Origin of the sequence: Nonomuraea sp. SYSU D8015 (assembly GCF_008065375.1) — a bacterium.
GTDB lineage: Bacteria > Actinomycetota > Actinomycetes > Streptosporangiales > Streptosporangiaceae > Nonomuraea.
The window spans coordinates 15,289-31,151 of sequence record NZ_VJYI01000005.1 but is presented as its reverse complement, the minus strand read 5'-3'; the positions used below and the strand labels follow the sequence as shown (position 1 = coordinate 31,151).

Sequence of the window (15,863 nt, the reverse complement as noted above, 5' to 3'; positions counted from 1 at the left end):
GCTGCTGGGAACACCCATACCGACATAACGATCTCGCTACTCTCGCTAGGCTCGCCCTATGCGTGGTCAGGAACCCGGGTCTGAGCACGATCGCAGGGAGGCCGACGACTCGGCCCGTCCTGCGACGCCACCGCCGAGCTTCGGCCGGACCGACGGGCGAGACGCCCCACCGCCGTTCGCTCCCGCCGAGGAGGCCGACAACGGCGAGACGCGATCCGTCGTTCCCGTGCTCAAGGGACCGCCTCCCGGGCTGCCGAAGCCGGATGACGCGCAGCCCTGGGAGGTGCCGGGCGACGACGCGGCCCCGTACGACTGGTTCGCCGACCATGCCGACACAGACCCCACCCTGGCGAGGCCGGCGCCACTCCCGCGCGCCAACCGCCGCCCGCTGAACGCCTCACCGACCGGGCCTACGGGCTTCGCACCGGCCGAACGCCCACCGGCGGACTCCGCGGTCGCCGAGCCGACCGCCTCGGGCACCGCCCCCGCCTCTTCAGGCCCCTGGCCCGCCGTACGCGCTCCTTTGGGCTCCGTTCCCGCCGAAGGCCCCACAACGGGCCCTTCCTGGGCCGGCCAGGAGGAGATCGGCCCGGAGGCGGCCGACCACCCACAACCAGGCCACTGGCAAGCCGACCGGTCGCCACTGGACCAGGGACCGGCCACCCGACCACACCCGGGCCTCGGACAAGCCGACCCACCCCAACCGGACCACGGGCAGACCCGCGAGCTCCGCGCCGAGCAAGCCCCGCGCACCGATACCCCATGGGCGCCCCAGGCGCCGGGTGCCGCCGAGAACCCGTGGGCCGCTCAGGGCCAGGCCGCCGAGACGCCGGCCGACCGGGCGCAGGCAGAGCCGGTTGACGAGCTGCCGCCGTGGCCGGTGGAGCCGGTGGTGCCCGGTGCGCCGCCGTGGGACCCGCCGCCCGCGTTCACCGCGGCGGCGGCGGGCATGCCGGTGTGGCCGGGCCCCGTCTCGGACCCGCACGCCATGCCACCGTGGCCCGCCGCCACGGGCGAGTTGGTGGCCGAGCCCGACGAGCCGGACACGCCCGCTTTCGACCCGAACGCCACCGAGCCGGAGGGCATCACCCGGCCGGCCCACTACTTCGACCCGGAGGCCGCAAGACGAGAGGCCGCCCAGGCGAGCGCCCCCGATCCGGCTGCCGCCCGTTCGGGAATCACCTGGCCAGAGCCCGCCACGCCACAGGAAGACACGCCGACCCAAGCCACCGCACGCGAAGCCACCGCACGCGAAGCCATCGAAGGGCCGAGCGCCGCCGCGCAGGAAGCCGCCACACGCGAAGCCACCGCGCGCCAAGCCACCGCACCCGCAAGCGCCGCCCGGGAAGATGCGGCACCCGCAAGCGCCGCGCACGAAGGCGAGCCGGAGGAAAGCAGCCTGGCCGCCCAAGACACACCGCAGGAGGGCGCGCCCGACGAGGGCCACCCGGCCGCCGAGGGCGCCTCGCAGGACGCCACCCAGCAGCGGACAACGGTCCCTCTCTCAGCCCCCGTCGCGCAGGAGCGCGAGGACACCCGTCCCATCTCCCATGAGGAAACCGCCCACCCGGGCCCGAAGCCGCTCCAGCAGACCAAGCAACCGGCCCACTACTTCGACCCGAAGGCCGCCAAACGCGACCAGCCCCCCACCCACCCGACCCCCCTGTACGACCCGAACGGTCCCACCCCGGCGCCCATCCGCCCCCCGGAGCCCGGCGACGTACCCGTCTGGCCGCCCCTCCCCCCGGCCGGCAGTCAGAAGCTGCCGGACCTGCCGTTCGCCAGGGAATCCTGGGGCCAGAGGCCGTCGACCGCACTCGACCTTCCCACCCCGCCCCAGGGCAGCGGCCCGGCGTTCCCTCCTGGAGCGTTCAAACAGCCGCCGTTCCAGACCCCGCCGCCACCTCCGCCACCGGGCAAGAGCAAGCGCGCCCTCCTGGTGACGCTCGGCGCGCTGGCCCTGGCCGGCGTGGCCACGGGAGGCTTCTTCGCCTACCAGGCGGTGACCAACCCCTCGGCCACCACGACGGCCGCCCGCGGCGGGAGTAGCACCCCGTCCGCACAACCCACCGAAGAGCCGGAGGCGACGCCGACCGACGTGCCCGGCGCGTCCGTGCTCAACTCCGAGCAGACCGATCCACAAAAGCTCTCCCTGTCGGAGGCGTTCCCGAAGAAGAAGGTCAGCGCGGCGGGCACGACGTTCACCAGGGTCAAGGCCGACATGGAGACGACCTGCGACAAGGCCGCCACGGGCGCCTTCGCCGAGGCGCTGAAAGAGCAGAAGTGCAGCCGCGTCCTGCGGGCCACGTACGTCGACAGCAAGCGCCGCTACGCCGTCACCACGGGCATCGCCGTGCTGCCGACCAAGGAGGCGGCCGAGGCCGCCGACCAGGCGAAGAACCTCGACAAGAACGTGTGGTTCCGCCCCCTCCCCGGCCCTGACGGATCGGGGGGCGAGCGTGTGCACATCGCCGGCGGCTACGCGGCCGGCCTGGTGTGGGGCCGGTACATCGTCTTCAGCTACGCCACCCACGCCGACGGCCACACCCCGGAGACCAAGGAGAAGACGCTGCCCAAGGTGAGCAGCGCCTTCCGCGACCAGACCTCACTGGTTTTGGAGCGCCGCGTCACCAACGGGTGACTGCGATGGATCCGCAGCTCGGCGATCAGACGCCGTGCGGACTCGTCGCGTCGCCTCGGCGCGCGCGGCGAGTTCGGCGTCCGGCGGGTAGCCGACCTCCTCCAGGCACAGCCCGTGTGCGGGCGCCACGTGCACCCCGGAGTCGCGTACGGCCCGGACCAGCACCTCCCCGGGCCACTCCACCGGCCGCCGCCCGTCGCCCGCCGCCAGCAGCGAGCCCACCAGCGCCCGCACCATCGAGTGACAGAACGCGTCGGCCACGACGGTCGCCACCAGCACCCCGTCCGGCTCGCGCGTCCAGTCGAGCCGCTGCAGTTCCCTGATCGTGGTGGCCCCTTCGCGCTTCTTGCAGAAGGCCGCGAAGTCGTGCTCGCCGATCAGCCGCGCCGCCGCCGTGTTGAGCGCGCCGAGGTCCAGTGGCCGGTTGTGCCAGACCACCTCGTTCCGCCGCAGCGGGTCGGCGCCGCCCGCCGCGTCGCTCACGCGGTACGCGTACCGCCGGAACAGCGCCGAGAATCGTGCGTCAAAGCCCTCAGGAGCCACCGAGACGCGATAAATCCGTACGTCCGGGGCCAATACCCCGGCCAGCCGCCGCACGAGCGCAGAGAGCCGCTCATCCACGCCCTGTGGCTCCCTGTTCCCGTCCAGCTCGGCCAGCGACCCATCGGGCACGTCCACGTGGGCGACCTGACCGCGCGCGTGCACCCCGGCGTCGGTACGGCCGGCCACGGTCAACATGGCGGGTTCGCCGAGACGCAGGATCCGGCCGAGCGCCTGCTCGATCTCGCCCTGGACGGTACGCAGTCCGGGCTGCCTCGCCCATCCGGAGAAGTCGGTCCCGTCGTACGCGAGGTCGAGGCGGAGCCGTACCACGATGATCCTCCTAACCGAAAAGGCCCGAACCCCCACAAGGGGTCCGGGCCCGGTGCCTGCTAGATCAGGCCTCGTCCTTCTTCGCCTCGGCCTCGGCGGCCGGAGCCTCCTCGGCGGCGGCCTCCGGAGCCTCGGCGGCCTCGGCCTTGGGCTCTTCGGTCTCCTCAGCCTTGGCGGCCTCGGTTTCCTCGGCGGCCTTCGGCGTCTCCTCCGCGGCCGGAGCCGGCGCCGCGGCGGCGGCCGGAGCCTCGGTGCGGCGGGTGGTGACGGCGTTCAGCGGCTCGGTCACCAGCTCGATGACCGCCATGGGGGCGTTGTCGCCCTTGCGCGGACCGACCTTGGTGATGCGGGTGTAGCCACCGGGACGCTCGGCGAACGTCGTCGCGATCTCGGTGAAGAGGTGGTGCACGACGCCCTTGTCCCTGACGACGGTCAGGACCTGGCGACGGTTGTGGATGTCGCCCTTCTTCGCCTTGGTGATCAGGCGCTCGGCCAGCGGGCGCAGGCGCTTGGCCTTCGCGACCGTGGTGCGGAGCTTGCCGTGGCGGAACAGATCGGTGGCCAGGTTGGCCAGGATCAGCCGCTCGTGCGCCGGGCTGCCGCCAAGACGTGCACCCTTGGTGGGCTTGGGCATTTCATCTCTCCTTGTGGATTAACCCGCCCCGGCCGTACCAGGTACCGGAGTCGGGCCGGTGCCGCGATGGCGCGACACCGTTACGTTCACCCGCACGCCCCACACCCCAGAAGGACACCAGCCCTCCAGGAGGCGCAGGAGCAGGCCCGCCCCGCTCCCGTCGAAGGACCTCGGCCCTCCGAGCGGCGCGGAAGCGTGACCGTTCCCTCACCGCCTCAAAGGACCTGCGCCCTTCAAGTGGCGAGGAAGCGGGACCGCCTGCTTCCCACCCTCTCCAAAGACCTCAGCCCTCCGAGAGGTGCGGGGACGAGCCGCGGGAAGTTATCAGTACTGCTCGGTCTCGACGTAAGCGCTGTCGTCGTCGTCGTAACCGCCACCGGCCACCGCGCTCGGGTCGAACCCGGGCGGGGAGTCCTTGAGCGCCAGCGACATCTCGTGCAGCTTCTGCTTGACCTCTTCGATCGACTTGGCGCCGAAGTTCCGGATGTCCAGCAGGTCCTGCTCGCTGCGGGCGACGAGCTCGCCCACGGTGTGGATGCCCTCGCGCTTGAGGCAGTTGTAGGAGCGAACGGTGAGGTTCAGCTCCTCGATAGGCAGCGCCAGGTCGGCGGCCAGAGCGGCGTCGGTCGGCGACGGGCCGATGTCGATGCCCTCGGCCTCGACGTTGAGCTCGCGGGCCAGGCCGAAGAGCTCGACGAGGGTCTTGCCGGCGGAGGCCACCGCGTCGCGGGGCTTCATCGCGGGCTTGGTCTCGACATCGAGGATGAGGCGGTCGAAGTCGGTGCGCTGCTCGACTCGGGTCGCCTCGACCTTGTAGGTGACCTTGAGCACCGGGGAGTAGATCGAGTCGATCGGGATGCGGCCGATCTCCTGACCCGGCTGCTTGTTCTGAGCGGCGGAGACGTAGCCGCGACCGCGCTCGACGGTCAGCTCCATCTCCAGCTTCGCCTTGCCGTTGAGCGTGGCGATGCGCAGCTCGGGGTTGTGCACCTCGACACCGGCCGGCGGCGCGATGTCGGCGGCGGTGACCTCACCCGGGCCCTGCTTGCGCAGGTACATCACGACCGGCTCGTCGTGCTCGGAGGAGACGACCAGCTCCTTGAGGTTGAGGATGATGTCGGTGACGTCTTCCTTGACCCCGGGAACGGTCGAGAACTCGTGCAGCACGCCCTCGATGCGGATGCTGGTCACGGCCGCGCCCGGAATGGACGACAGCAGCGTGCGCCGCAGCGAGTTGCCGATGGTGTAGCCGAAGCCCGGCTCCAGCGGCTCGATGACGAATCGGGACCGGGTGTCGTCGATCGACTCTTCGAGAAGAGTCGGGCGCTGAGCGATCAGCATGTGCGGGTTCTCCCCTTTTTCGTGTGGCGCCCGCTATATGACGCCACTCCGATAAACAGCCTAGTCCGGGTACGGCATTCCGCACCCGGACCAGCGAGTGACTACTTGGAGTAGTACTCGACGATGAGCTGCTCCTGCACCTGGGTGTCGATCTGCTGGCGAACCGGCAGCTGGTGAACCAGGACGCGGAGCTTGTCCGGCACGACGCCGAGCCACGCGGGAACGGTGCGCTCGCCCGCGGTCGCCCGGGCGACCTCGTACGGCATGAGGTTGCGCTTGTTCTCGCGGACCTCGATGATGTCGTGCTCGCGCACGCGGTACGACGGGATGTCGACCTTCTTGCCGTTCACCAGGATGTGGCCGTGGCGCACCTGCTGGCGGGCGGCGTCACGCGACTGGGCGAAGCCGGCGCGGTAGATCACGTTGTCGAGACGGCTCTCCAGGATCTGGAGCAGCACCTCACCCGACTTGCCGCTCTTGCCCGCGGCCTCCTCGTAGTAGTTGCGGAACTGCTTCTCGAGGACGCCGTAGATGCGGCGGGTCTTCTGCTTCTCACGAAGCTGAAGCTGGTACTCGGACTCCTTCGGACGTCCGCGGCCGTGCTCACCCGGCGGGTAAGGACGGATCTCGATGGGGCACTTGGCGGACTCGCACTTGCTGCCCTTGAGGAAGAGCTTGGTCTTCTCACGACGGCAGAGCTTGCAGTCCGCGCCCGTGTAACGAGCCATTTCTCAATCTCTCCTGAAACTCAGACGCGGCGGCGCTTCGGCGGACGGCAGCCGTTGTGCGGAACCGGGGTGACGTCCTGGATCGAGCCCACCTCGAGGCCGGTGGCCTGCAGCGAGCGGATCGCGGTCTCACGGCCGGAGCCGGGACCCTTGACGAAGACGTCGACCTTGCGCATGCCGTGCTCCATGGCCCGGCGGGCGGCGTTCTCCGCGGCCATCTGGGCGGCGAACGGGGTGGACTTACGGGAGCCCTTGAAACCCACGTGGCCGGCGCTGGCCCAGGAGATCACGTTCCCGTTGGGGTCCGTGATCGAGACGATCGTGTTGTTGAACGTGCTCTTGATGTGGGCGTGCCCGTGAGCGACGTTCTTCTTCTCCTTGCGGCGCACCTTCTTCGGGGCGCCCTGACGGCTCTTAGGAGGCATTGCTTGCCATTACTCCTGAGGTCTTCGGTCCCGCGGCTGCGTGGACTACTTCTTACCGGGCTTCTTCTTGCCGGCGACGGTCTTCTTCTTGCCCTTGCGGGTGCGCGCGTTGGTCTGCGTGCGCTGACCGTGCACGGGCAGGCCCTTGCGGTGCCGGATGCCCTGGTAGCAACCGATCTCGATCTTGCGGCGGATGTCGGCCTGGACCTCGCGGCGCAGGTCACCCTCGATCTTGAAGTTCGCCTCGATGTAGTCACGCATCGGGACGAGCTCGGTGTCGGAGAGCTGGTGGACCCGGAGGTCGCCGCTGACGCCAGTGGCCTCGAGGATCTCCTTGGCGCGGGTGCGGCCGATTCCGTAAATGTAGGTGAGAGCGATCTCCAGCCGCTTGTCGCGGGGGAGGTCGACGCCAACCAGGCGAGCCATGGTCGGGCATTCTCCTTCTTTGTGGCGGAGGTCTTGCGCCTCACTACCCCTCCCCAATGCCCGGGGTGAGGGCCCCGGCCTCCGACCGGGGGTCTCCTGAGCGGTTCGGAACCCGCCTGCTCAGGTGTGAAACGCTATTGCGTTGTTCCAGGCTCCTCATGCGTCGAGCCCGCTCCCTGTGCGGGGCGGACTCGGAGAAGCCTTGCGGCGACTAGCCCTGGCGCTGCTTGTGGCGCAGGTTGTCGCAGATCACCATGACGCGACCGTGCCGGCGGATCACCTTGCACTTGTCGCAGATCTTCTTGACGCTCGGCTTTACCTTCATTGTCCTTTGTGTCCTCAGACGTTCTTACTTGTATCGGTAGACGATCCGCCCACGACTGAGGTCGTAGGGGCTCAGTTCAACGACTACCCGGTCGTCAGGAAGAATCCGGATGTAGTGCATCCGCATCCGTCCGCTGATGTGGGCCAGGACCTTATGGCCGTTGTCGAGCTGCACCCGGAACATCGCGTTCGGGAGCGACTCCACCACAGTGCCCTCGATCTCGATGGCGCCGTCTTTCTTGGCCAAAATTCCTCGCGTTTCACTGATCGGTCGTCTGAGGCTCCGGTTCACTACGCAGCCGCGACCTTCACGCTTCGGAGAGAGCGGCGATCAGCGAGGATCGCCGACGCGTGATAGTCATAGTGAGCCGACTAAGGAGTGTACGACACCTGAGCCAAAAACGCGAAACGCGTGCCAGGTGTCCTGACACAACCACGTAACAGTGTACCCCACGCGCAGCGGAAGGCCCGCCGGGGGAGAGAAACCCGGCGGGCCTTCCAGGGGCGGGGATCTAGTAGATGCGGTGCTTCGAGCCGCAGAAGGAGGACTTGCCGCCCCAGCAGGTGTAGGTGTAGAGCTTCTTGATGCCCTTCATGCTCCACGTGTGGTTGTGGGAGCCGTTCCAGCCGTAGAAGTGCTTGCCCTTGCCACCGTTGTGGAACTCGTAGGAGAACCAGACGTAGCCCTTCTTCGGCGTGAACTCCTTGCCGTACCAGTGGGTGTAGACCTTGCCGTTCTTCTTCCAGGTCTTCCCGTAGGTGTAGGCCTTCTTGTTGCTGGAGTAGTACTTACCCCAGTTGTTCACCGAGGTCGCCGACGAGGCGGCGGTCTGGGTCGCGGTGGCCGCCTGGGCGGCGGGGGCGACGGCGAGGCCGGTCAGGGCGATCGAGCCGGCGAGAGCGGTTGCTGCGAGGACCTTACGCATTTGACTTTCCTCCGTGAGTCGTGTTCCCGACACAGCTCACGGTAGGAATCGGGTCGTATCCGCTCTGCGCACGAATGCACACAGTGCACTAGTGCACAAATTGCCCTACTTCTTCGGCTGGTTACTCCCGAAAATGGTGCTCATCAGCAGAATCGCGCCCCACGGCCCCATGACCCATAACGGCCAGGGATAGACCATGCCGCCCGACGTGATGCTCACGATCAGCCAGATCACCCAGTTGATGCCGCTGGCCGTGGCCCAGGCGCCCCACGCGGCCCGCATGCCCGAGTGCATGCCCTGCTGCTTGGCCGGCACCTGCGTCTTCTTCGCGGGACGGTTGCGCAGGTCGACGTCGGGCAGATCGGCCGTCAGCTTGGCCAGCTCACCGTAGGTCTTGCTCTTGTAGAGCTGCTCCAGCCGCTCGTTGAACTCGTCCATCGTGATGCGGCCCTGCGCTGTGTGCTCGCGGAGGACGGCGGCCACGCGATCGCGGTCGGCGTCGGAGGCACGCATCTCGGGGCTGTTGGCCATCCCACCACTCCCGGCTAGTTCCGCGGCTGAGCCAGGCGCTCCTTGCCCCCGTCAAGGGCGGTCAGCACCCAAGGACCATTATGTGTCACGGCGACGCTGTGTTCGAAGTGCGCGGAGGCCTTGCCGTCGATCGTCACGACGGTCCAGTCGTCGGAGAGCACCCGCGTGCGCTCCGTGCCCAGGTTGACCATGGGCTCGATGGCCAGGCACATGCCCTCCTCCAGCACCGGCCCGCGCCCCGGCCGGCCGTGGTTGGCGATCCACGGGTCCATGTGCATCTCGGTGCCGATGCCGTGGCCGCCGTACTCGGGAGGGATGCCGAAGCGGCCCTGCGACTTGACGTACCGCTCGATTTCGAAGCCGATGTCGGACAGGTGCCGGCCCGGCCGCAGCGCGGCGATGCCGCGCCACATGGCCTCCTCGGTGACCCGCATCAGCTCGGTCAGCTTGGGGTCCACCTCGCCCACCGGAACCGTGACGGCCGAGTCGCCGTGCCAGCCGTCCAGGATGGCGCCGCAGTCGATCGAGATGATGTCGCCCTCGCGGAGCTTGCGGGCGTCGGTCGGGATGCCGTGCACCACCTCGTCGTTCACGGACGCGCAGATCGTCGCGGGAAAGCCCTGGTAGCCCTTGAACGACGGGATCGCGCCCTCCTCCCTGATCGCCTTCTCGGCGATGGAGTCGAGGTCGAGCGGCGTCATGCCGGGCTGGACCGAGCGCTTCAGCAGGTCGAGCGTGCGCCCGACGACCAGCCCCGCCGCCCGCATCTTCTCGAGCTGCTCGGGCGACTTGATCTGGATTCCGTGTCGGTTCCTCTTGAACATGCTTTACCCCCCGGGGTCTCAACGGGCCGCCTGGGGGCCCAATTCCCCCACAATAGCCGCGAGGTGGCACGGAAATCCCGTGCCACCTCTGCGCGTGGGTGCCGCCGCAGCTAGCCCATGAACGGCCTGATCGCCTCCATGGCCCGCTGGGTGACCTCCTCGACCGGTCCGGTCGCGTCGACCCCCACGAGGATGCCCTCGTCGGCGTAGTAAGAGACCAGCGGCGCCGTCTGCTCCTGGTAGACCTCCAGCCGGTGCCGGACGGTCTCCTCCTTGTCGTCGTCCCGCTGGAACAGCGCGCCCCCGCACGCGTCGCACTTGTCGTCCTTCTTGTCGTCGAACTCGACGTGCCAGATGCGCCCGCACTGGCTGCAGGTGCGCCGGCCGGCCAGCCGCCTGACCACCTCGTCGTCGTCGACGACGAGCTCGAGGACGAGGTCCAGCGCCTGGCCCCAGTCCTTGAGCATGTCGCGCAGGATCTCGGCCTGCGCGACATTGCGTGGGAAGCCGTCGAGCAGGAAGCCGTCCTGCGCGTCGTCCTCCGAGAGGCGGTCACGGACCATGGCGATGGTGACCTCGTCGGGCACCAGGTCGCCACGGTCCATGTACGTCTTGGCCAGCTTGCCAAGGTCCGTGCCGCCCGAGACGTTGGCACGGAAGATGTCACCTGTCGAGATCTTCGGGATGGACAGGTTGGATGCGATGTACTGGGCCTGTGTCCCCTTACCCGCTCCGGGGGGCCCGACCAGAACGAGACGCACTACCGCAGGAAGCCTTCGTAATTACGCTGCTGCAGCTGGCTCTCGATCTGCTTCACCGTGTCCAGACCGACGCCTACCATGATCAGAATGCTCGTCCCTCCGAACGGGAAGTTCTGGCTCGCACCGGCAACCGCCAGCGCGACGATCGGGACCATGGAGATCAGACCCAGATAGAGCGCGCCGGGCGCGGTCAGACGGGTGAGCACGAAGTTCAGGTATTCAGCCGTCGGCCGGCCGGGGCGGATGCCCGGAATGAAACCACCGTACTTCTTCATGTTGTCGGCGACTTCAGTGGGGTTGAACGTAATCGACACGTAGAAGTACGTGAAGAAGACGATCAACAGGAAGAACGAGGCCATGTAGATCGGCGTGTCGCCCGTGATGAAGTTCTGCGACAACCACCGGACCACTACGTTGTCGCTGGTCTGGAAGAGCGAGGTGATCAGCTGCGGCAGATAGAGCAGCGACGAGGCGAAGATGACCGGGATGATGCCGGCCTGGTTGACCTTGAGCGGGATGTAGGTCGACGTGCCGCCGTACATCCTGCGCCCGACCATCCGCTTGGCGTACTGCACAGGGATGCGCCGCTGCGCCTGCTCGACGAAGACCACCGCGGCGATCATGAAGATGCCCACGACCATGACGATCGTGAAGGTGAACGCGCCCTTCTGCTGGAAGATGTTGGCCAGCTCGGCCGGGAACACCGCGACGACCTGGGTGAAGATCAGAATGGACATGCCGTTGCCGACGCCCCGGTCGGTGATCAGCTCGCCCAGCCACATGATGACGGACGTGCCGGCCGTCATGATGACCACCATCGTGACGATGCCGTAGATGTTGTCGGGGTCGAGCAGCACCTGCTGCTGGCAGTCGGGGAAGAGCTGGCCGGTGCGGGCCAGGGCGATGAACGCGGTCGACTGCAGCACGGCGAGGCCGATGGTCAGATAACGCGTGTACTGCGTGATCTTCGACTGGCCGGCCTGGCCTTCCTTCTTCAGCGCCTCGAGGCGCGGAATCACCACGACGAGCAACTGGAGGATGATGCTCGCGGTGATGTACGGCATGATGCCCAGTGCGAACACGGAAAGTTTCAGGAGGGCGCCGCCGCTGAACAGCTGCACCATCCCGTAGATGTTGCCGGACGCTCCACTGCGTGCCTGGTCGAAACAGGCCGCCAGATTCTGTACGTGAACTCCCGGTGTCGGAAGAACCGAGCCGAGACGGAAAAGCGCGATGATGCCCAGGGTGAAGAGCAACTTCTTGCGCAGGTCCGGCGTCCGGAACGCCCGGGTAAACGCGGTCAGCACGGTCCCTCCTGCGCGCCTATTCGGCGATGTGAGTATGCGATGGTGCGGGGATCTGCCATCTGAGTCTCATTGTCAAAACGAGCCGGACAGAAGCCTGCCGTCTCGCGAACTCTAACGCACTACGGGCGTGGGGGCCCATTGTCAGAACCCCCACGCCTCGTCATAGCGTTACTACAGCTCGGTAACGGAGCCACCGGCGGCGGCGATCTTCTCCTTCGCGGCGGACGAGAAGGCGTGAGCCTGCACGTTGACCGCGACCGAGATCTCACCGGTGCCGAGGACCTTCACGAGCTGGTTCTTACGGACAGCACCCCTGGCGACCAGAGCCTCGACGGTGACCTCGCCACCCTCGGGGAACAGCTCGCCGATCCTGTCGAGGTTGACGACCTGGTAGGTCGTCTTGAACAGGGCGTTGGAGAAGCCCTTGAGCTTCGGCAGACGCCTCTGCAGCGGCACCTGGCCACCCTCGAAGCCCGGGAGCATCGTGGTGCGGGCGTGCGTGCCCTTGGTGCCGCGACCGGCCGTCTTGCCCTTGGACGCCTCGCCGCGACCCTTGCGGATCTTGGCCTTGTTGGCGCCGGGGGCCGGACGGAGGTCGTGAATCTTGAGCGGAGCCTTGTCAGTCATGACTAGTCGACCTCTTCCACCTCGACGAGGTGCGTCACCACGGCGACCATCCCGCGAATCTCGGGACGGTCCTCCTTGACGACGACGTCGCCGATTCGCTTCAGGCCAAGCGAGCGCAGCGAGTCACGCTGGTTCTGCTTGCCACCGATCTTCGAGCGAACCTGAGTGATCTTCAGGCGTGCCATGACTAGCTCACCGCCTTCGCGGCCGCCGCCTCGGCGAGGCCTTCGCGCTGAGCCTTCAGCATGGCCGGCGGGGCGACGTCCTCGATCGGCAGGCCACGGCGGGCGGCGATCTCCTCGGGGCGCGAGAGGCCCTTCAGAGCCGCCACGGTGGCGTGCACGATGTTGATCGGGTTGTCCGAGCCGAGCGACTTGGACAGCACGTCGTGGATGCCGGCGCACTCCAGCACCGCACGCACCGGGCCACCGGCGATGACGCCGGTACCGGCCGAGGCCGGACGCAGGAAGACGACGCCGGCCGCCTCCTCGCCCTGCACGGTGTGCGGGATGGTGCCCTGGATCCGAGGCACCTTGAAGAAGTGCTTCTTGGCCTCCTCGACGCCCTTGGCGATGGCCGCGGGCACTTCCTTGGCCTTGCCGTAGCCGACGCCGACCAGGCCGTTGCCGTCGCCGACGACGACGAGGGCGGTGAAGCTGAAGCGACGACCACCCTTCACGACCTTGGCCACTCGGTTGATCTTCACTACGCGCTCGATGTACGAGACGCCCTTCTCAGCGGCGCCACCGCGGCGATCGTCACGACGGTCCCGCCGCTCGCCACCGGTGCCGCCACCGCGACGCGGAGCTGCAGCCATCAGTGGTTCCTCATCTCAATTGCGGTCATCAGAACTCGAGCCCGCCTTCGCGGGCGCTGTCCGCCAGAGCGGCGATGCGCCCGGCGTAGCGGTTTCCACCGCGGTCGAAGACGACCTGGGTGATCCCGGCTTCCTTGGCCCGCTGAGCGAGGAGCTCGCCGACCTTCTTCGCCTTCTCGGTCTTGTCCGCCTCCAGCGTGCGCAGCGAGGCGTCCATGGTGGACGCGCTCACCAGCGTGTGGCCGACGGTGTCGTCCACGATCTGGACGAACATGTGACGGGTCGAGCGGTTGACGACCAGGCGCGGACGCGCGGCCGTGCCGACCACCTTCTTGCGGACGCGGCGGTGACGGCGGGCCCGCGAGACCGTGCGGGCAGCCGTGTGCTTGCTGAACGCAGTCTTCGGAGCCATGCCTACTTACCAGCCTTTCCGACCTTGCGGCGGATCTGTTCGCCCTGGTAGCGCACGCCCTTGCCCTTGTACGGGTCAGGCTTGCGCAACTTGCGGATGTTGGCCGCGACCTCGCCGACCTTCTGCTTGTCGATGCCGTCCACGTGGAACAGGGTCGGCTTCTCGACGCGGAAGGTGACGCCCTCGGGGGCGTCGACGATGACCGGGTGGCTGAAGCCCAGCGAGAACTCCAGCTGCGTCGGGCCCTTGGCCTGGACGCGATAACCGACGCCGACGATCTCCAGGGACTTCGAGTAGCCCTGGGTGACGCCCTGCACCATGTTGGCGATCAGCGTCCGGGACAGGCCGTGCAGCGCACGCACCTTGTTCTCGTCGCTGGGCCGGCTGACGGCGATGGCGCCGTCGTCGTCCCGAGCCACCTTGATGGGCTCGGCGACCGTGTGGCTCAGCGTGCCCTTCGGGCCCTTCACCTGAACGTTCTGGCCGTCGATCGTGATGTCTACGCCACTGGGTACAGGGATGGGCAGTCGTCCGATTCGCGACATGCTGGGTTCCTCCCCTCTACCAGACGTAGGCGAGGACTTCCCCGCCCACACCACGCTTGCCGGCCTGCTTGTCGGTCATGAGGCCGTGGGACGTCGAGATGATCGCGACGCCCAGTCCGCCCAGGACTCGAGGCAGGTTGTCCTTCTTCGCATAAACCCGCAGACCAGGCTTGGAAACCCGGCGCAGGCCCGAGAGCGACCGCTCACGGGTAGGCCCGAACTTGAGCTCCACCACGAGGTTCTTGCCAACCTTGGCGTCCTCGACGGTCCAAGCCTGGATGTAACCCTCCTGCTGGAGGATCTCGGCGATGTGCGCCTTGATCTTCGAGTACGGCATCGACACGCTGTCGTGGTACGCCGAATTCGCGTTGCGCAGACGCGTGAGCATGTCTGCGATCGGGTCGGTCATCGTCATGGCCAGTGGCCTTCCTCGCCGCGGTTTCCAGTCGGCCAAGCAGCGCTAATGGTCGAGTCCGCCTCAGCTTGCACCCTGAGGTCTGCATCGCATCCCTCGGTGTCCGCTTCGGCTACCTCTCCGTGCTCTGCCGGTGGACCTTCGGCGTGGTCACGGACGCGGTGCGTCCTGTCTTCTTACGGAAATATGTGTGGCGGCGATTGCCCTGGGGGCGACACGAGGCCGGCCCCCAGAGTATCTACCAGCTCGACTTGGTGATGCCGGGAAGCTCGCCCCGGTGCGCCATCTCGCGGAAGCACACGCGGCAGAGCCCGAACTTGCGGTAGACGGCGCGGGGCCGGCCACAGCGAGAGCACCGGGTGTACGCCCGGACCTCGAACTTCTGCTTGCGCCCCGCCTTGGCGATCAGCGACTTCTTCGCCATCTGTCAGGCCTCCTTGAACGGGAAGCCGAGGAGCTTCAGCAGCGCCCGGCCCTGGTCGTCGTTCGTCGCGGTGGTCACGATCGTGATGTCCATGCCTCGCGGCCGGTCGACCTTGTCCTGGTCGACCTCGTGGAACATGACCTGCTCGGTCAGACCGAACGTGTAGTTGCCGTTGCCGTCGAACTGCTTCGGCGACAGGCCACGGAAGTCCCTGATGCGCGGCAGCGCCAGCGACAGCAGCCGGTCGAGGAACTCCCACATGCGGTCGCCGCGCAGCGTGACGTGCGCGCCGATCGGCATGCCCTCGCGCAGCTTGAACTGGGCGATGGACTTGCGGGCCCGGACGACGGCCGGCTTCTGGCCGGTGATCGCGGTGAGGTCGCGGACGGCACCCTCGATGAGCTTGGAGTCGCGAGCCGCCTCTCCGACACCCATGTTGACCTTGATCTTGGTCAGGCCCGGGATCTGCATCACGTTCTGGATGCCGAACTGCTCGCGAAGCTGCTGCGCGATCTCCTCGCGGTACTTCGTCTTGAGTCGCGGCGTCAGGCGCTCGGTCTCAGTGGTCGTGGCAGTCATCAGCTGTCCTCACCCGTCTCGTCGGCCTTCTTCTCGTCGGCCTTCTTCTCGGCGGGCTTCTCGTCCTTGAGCTTCTTCACGTTCGAGACGTGGATGGGAGCCTCCATGGTCTGCACGCCGCCGGTCTTGGCGCCGCGCGGGCCCTGGTGGGTCTCCTTCTGGTGCTTCTTGATCATGTTGACGCCCTCGACCACCACGCGGTCCTCGCGCGGCAGAGCGGCGATCACACGGCCCTTGGCACCCTTGTCCTTGCCGGCGATGACCTGGACCAGGTCACCCTTCTTCACATGCAGCGACTTCGGC

Annotated in this window: 23 protein-coding genes; 1 reads left to right on the top strand and 22 read right to left on the bottom strand. The window is 67.7% G+C overall.

All coding sequences use genetic code 11. The features are described 5' to 3' along the window. Positions 1-58: 58 nt before the first annotated feature. Complete coding sequence (locus tag ID574_RS22570) at positions 59-2,641, top strand: hypothetical protein (RefSeq protein ID WP_188190946.1); 2,583 nt, start codon at positions 59-61, stop codon at positions 2,639-2,641. On the opposite strand, the gene truA is transcribed toward ID574_RS22570, so the two are convergent. The 22 genes from truA to rplX form a co-directional block, all read right to left on the bottom strand. Continuing rightward, the gene (gene truA, locus ID574_RS22565) at positions 2,606-3,514 is read right to left on the bottom strand and encodes a tRNA pseudouridine(38-40) synthase TruA (protein ID WP_188190945.1); all 909 of its coding nucleotides are present in this window, start codon (positions 3,512-3,514) and stop codon (positions 2,606-2,608) included. The genes ID574_RS22570 and truA overlap by 36 nt on opposite strands. Before the next feature lie 64 nt (positions 3,515-3,578). Next, on the bottom strand, positions 3,579-4,148 hold the full coding sequence (gene rplQ, locus ID574_RS22560) for a 50S ribosomal protein L17 (RefSeq protein WP_188190944.1): 570 nt from the start codon (positions 4,146-4,148) through the stop codon (positions 3,579-3,581). Between the two features lie 324 nt (positions 4,149-4,472). Further along, positions 4,473-5,489: a DNA-directed RNA polymerase subunit alpha gene (locus tag ID574_RS22555; protein WP_103960866.1), complete on the bottom strand. Its 1,017-nt coding sequence runs from the start codon at positions 5,487-5,489 to the stop codon at positions 4,473-4,475. Positions 5,490-5,590: 101 nt separating this feature from the next. Then, positions 5,591-6,217 carry a 30S ribosomal protein S4 gene (rpsD, locus tag ID574_RS22550; RefSeq protein ID WP_188190943.1) on the bottom strand — a complete coding sequence of 209 codons (627 nt, stop codon included), beginning with the start codon at positions 6,215-6,217 and terminating at the stop codon, positions 5,591-5,593. 20 nt (positions 6,218-6,237) lie between these two features. Then, positions 6,238-6,642 carry a 30S ribosomal protein S11 gene (rpsK, locus tag ID574_RS22545; RefSeq protein WP_020542285.1) on the bottom strand — a complete coding sequence of 135 codons (405 nt, stop codon included), beginning with the start codon at positions 6,640-6,642 and terminating at the stop codon, positions 6,238-6,240. A 45-nt stretch (positions 6,643-6,687) separates the two neighbouring features. After that, the gene (rpsM, locus tag ID574_RS22540) at positions 6,688-7,068 is read right to left on the bottom strand and encodes a 30S ribosomal protein S13 (RefSeq protein ID WP_188190942.1); all 381 of its coding nucleotides are present in this window, start codon (positions 7,066-7,068) and stop codon (positions 6,688-6,690) included. Between the two features lie 211 nt (positions 7,069-7,279). Next, positions 7,280-7,393 carry a 50S ribosomal protein L36 gene (gene rpmJ / locus ID574_RS22535; protein ID WP_003956441.1) on the bottom strand — a complete coding sequence of 38 codons (114 nt, stop codon included), beginning with the start codon at positions 7,391-7,393 and terminating at the stop codon, positions 7,280-7,282. Between the two features lie 24 nt (positions 7,394-7,417). Next, positions 7,418-7,639, bottom strand: coding sequence for a translation initiation factor IF-1 (infA, locus tag ID574_RS22530; protein WP_012887858.1), 222 nt, complete (start codon positions 7,637-7,639; stop codon positions 7,418-7,420). Positions 7,640-7,904: 265 nt separating this feature from the next. Then, positions 7,905-8,318 (bottom strand): hypothetical protein, encoded by a 414-nt coding sequence (locus ID574_RS22525; RefSeq protein WP_188190941.1) that lies wholly within the window; start codon positions 8,316-8,318, stop codon positions 7,905-7,907. Between the two features lie 105 nt (positions 8,319-8,423). Further along, on the bottom strand, positions 8,424-8,849 hold the full coding sequence (locus tag ID574_RS22520; RefSeq protein ID WP_188190940.1) for a DUF1707 SHOCT-like domain-containing protein: 426 nt from the start codon (positions 8,847-8,849) through the stop codon (positions 8,424-8,426). 14 nt (positions 8,850-8,863) lie between these two features. After that, positions 8,864-9,673 (bottom strand): type I methionyl aminopeptidase, encoded by an 810-nt coding sequence (gene map / locus ID574_RS22515; protein WP_188190939.1) that lies wholly within the window; start codon positions 9,671-9,673, stop codon positions 8,864-8,866. Positions 9,674-9,783: 110 nt separating this feature from the next. Further along, complete coding sequence (locus tag ID574_RS22510; RefSeq protein WP_185070637.1) at positions 9,784-10,434, bottom strand: adenylate kinase; 651 nt, start codon at positions 10,432-10,434, stop codon at positions 9,784-9,786. Then, positions 10,434-11,741 carry a preprotein translocase subunit SecY gene (gene secY / locus ID574_RS22505; RefSeq protein WP_188190938.1) on the bottom strand — a complete coding sequence of 436 codons (1,308 nt, stop codon included), beginning with the start codon at positions 11,739-11,741 and terminating at the stop codon, positions 10,434-10,436. The genes ID574_RS22510 and secY overlap by 1 nt, the downstream gene beginning before the upstream one ends. 171 nt (positions 11,742-11,912) lie before the next feature. Next, positions 11,913-12,368, bottom strand: a complete 456-nt coding sequence (gene rplO / locus ID574_RS22500) for a 50S ribosomal protein L15 (RefSeq protein WP_188190937.1) — start codon at positions 12,366-12,368, stop codon at positions 11,913-11,915. A 2-nt stretch (positions 12,369-12,370) separates the two neighbouring features. Further along, entirely contained in the window at positions 12,371-12,553 is a 183-nt protein-coding gene (gene rpmD, locus ID574_RS22495) for a 50S ribosomal protein L30 (RefSeq protein WP_020542293.1), read from the bottom strand. A gap of 2 nt (positions 12,554-12,555) precedes the next feature. Continuing rightward, positions 12,556-13,185, bottom strand: a complete 630-nt coding sequence (gene rpsE / locus ID574_RS22490) for a 30S ribosomal protein S5 (RefSeq protein ID WP_188190936.1) — start codon at positions 13,183-13,185, stop codon at positions 12,556-12,558. Between the two features lie 28 nt (positions 13,186-13,213). After that, positions 13,214-13,597: a 50S ribosomal protein L18 gene (rplR, locus tag ID574_RS22485; RefSeq protein WP_188190935.1), complete on the bottom strand. Its 384-nt coding sequence runs from the start codon at positions 13,595-13,597 to the stop codon at positions 13,214-13,216. 2 nt (positions 13,598-13,599) lie between these two features. Next, entirely contained in the window at positions 13,600-14,142 is a 543-nt protein-coding gene (gene rplF, locus ID574_RS22480) for a 50S ribosomal protein L6 (protein ID WP_188190934.1), read from the bottom strand. A gap of 16 nt (positions 14,143-14,158) precedes the next feature. After that, positions 14,159-14,557 carry a 30S ribosomal protein S8 gene (gene rpsH, locus ID574_RS22475; protein ID WP_080043229.1) on the bottom strand — a complete coding sequence of 133 codons (399 nt, stop codon included), beginning with the start codon at positions 14,555-14,557 and terminating at the stop codon, positions 14,159-14,161. Positions 14,558-14,795: 238 nt separating this feature from the next. Continuing rightward, positions 14,796-14,981: a type Z 30S ribosomal protein S14 gene (locus tag ID574_RS22470; RefSeq protein ID WP_020542298.1), complete on the bottom strand. Its 186-nt coding sequence runs from the start codon at positions 14,979-14,981 to the stop codon at positions 14,796-14,798. Positions 14,982-14,984: 3 nt separating this feature from the next. Further along, entirely contained in the window at positions 14,985-15,560 is a 576-nt protein-coding gene (gene rplE / locus ID574_RS22465; protein ID WP_188190933.1) for a 50S ribosomal protein L5, read from the bottom strand. Then, on the bottom strand, positions 15,560-15,853 hold the full coding sequence (rplX, locus tag ID574_RS22460) for a 50S ribosomal protein L24 (protein WP_223167045.1): 294 nt from the start codon (positions 15,851-15,853) through the stop codon (positions 15,560-15,562). The genes rplE and rplX overlap by 1 nt, the downstream gene beginning before the upstream one ends. Positions 15,854-15,863: the final 10 nt, after the last annotated feature.

Excerpts from the sequence above, each read along its gene's own strand:
- rplQ (WP_188190944.1), bottom strand. The coding sequence starts at position 4,148 with ATGCCCAAGCCCACCAAGGGTGCACGTCTTGGCGGCAGCCCGGCGCAC.
- rpmD (WP_020542293.1), bottom strand. The coding sequence starts at position 12,553 with ATGGCACGCCTGAAGATCACTCAGGTTCGCTCGAAGATCGGTGGCAAG.
- rplE (WP_188190933.1), bottom strand. The coding sequence starts at position 15,560 with ATGACTGCCACGACCACTGAGACCGAGCGCCTGACGCCGCGACTCAAG.
- rplO (WP_188190937.1), bottom strand. The coding sequence starts at position 12,368 with ATGACTGACAAGGCTCCGCTCAAGATTCACGACCTCCGTCCGGCCCCC.
- map (WP_188190939.1), bottom strand. The coding sequence starts at position 9,673 with ATGTTCAAGAGGAACCGACACGGAATCCAGATCAAGTCGCCCGAGCAG.
- rpmJ (WP_003956441.1), bottom strand. The coding sequence starts at position 7,393 with ATGAAGGTAAAGCCGAGCGTCAAGAAGATCTGCGACAAGTGCAAGGTG.
- ID574_RS22520 (WP_188190940.1), bottom strand. The coding sequence starts at position 8,849 with ATGGCCAACAGCCCCGAGATGCGTGCCTCCGACGCCGACCGCGATCGC.
- ID574_RS22555 (WP_103960866.1), bottom strand. The coding sequence starts at position 5,489 with ATGCTGATCGCTCAGCGCCCGACTCTTCTCGAAGAGTCGATCGACGAC.
- rpsH (WP_080043229.1), bottom strand. The coding sequence starts at position 14,557 with ATGACGATGACCGACCCGATCGCAGACATGCTCACGCGTCTGCGCAAC.
- rpsM (WP_188190942.1), bottom strand. The coding sequence starts at position 7,068 with ATGGCTCGCCTGGTTGGCGTCGACCTCCCCCGCGACAAGCGGCTGGAG.
- rpsD (WP_188190943.1), bottom strand. The coding sequence starts at position 6,217 with ATGGCTCGTTACACGGGCGCGGACTGCAAGCTCTGCCGTCGTGAGAAG.
- rplR (WP_188190935.1), bottom strand. The coding sequence starts at position 13,597 with ATGGCTCCGAAGACTGCGTTCAGCAAGCACACGGCTGCCCGCACGGTC.
- rpsE (WP_188190936.1), bottom strand. The coding sequence starts at position 13,185 with ATGGCTGCAGCTCCGCGTCGCGGTGGCGGCACCGGTGGCGAGCGGCGG.
- ID574_RS22525 (WP_188190941.1), bottom strand. The coding sequence starts at position 8,318 with ATGCGTAAGGTCCTCGCAGCAACCGCTCTCGCCGGCTCGATCGCCCTG.
- rpsK (WP_020542285.1), bottom strand. The coding sequence starts at position 6,642 with ATGCCTCCTAAGAGCCGTCAGGGCGCCCCGAAGAAGGTGCGCCGCAAG.
- ID574_RS22570 (WP_188190946.1), top strand. The coding sequence starts at position 59 with ATGCGTGGTCAGGAACCCGGGTCTGAGCACGATCGCAGGGAGGCCGAC.
- ID574_RS22470 (WP_020542298.1), bottom strand. The coding sequence starts at position 14,981 with ATGGCGAAGAAGTCGCTGATCGCCAAGGCGGGGCGCAAGCAGAAGTTC.
- rplF (WP_188190934.1), bottom strand. The coding sequence starts at position 14,142 with ATGTCGCGAATCGGACGACTGCCCATCCCTGTACCCAGTGGCGTAGAC.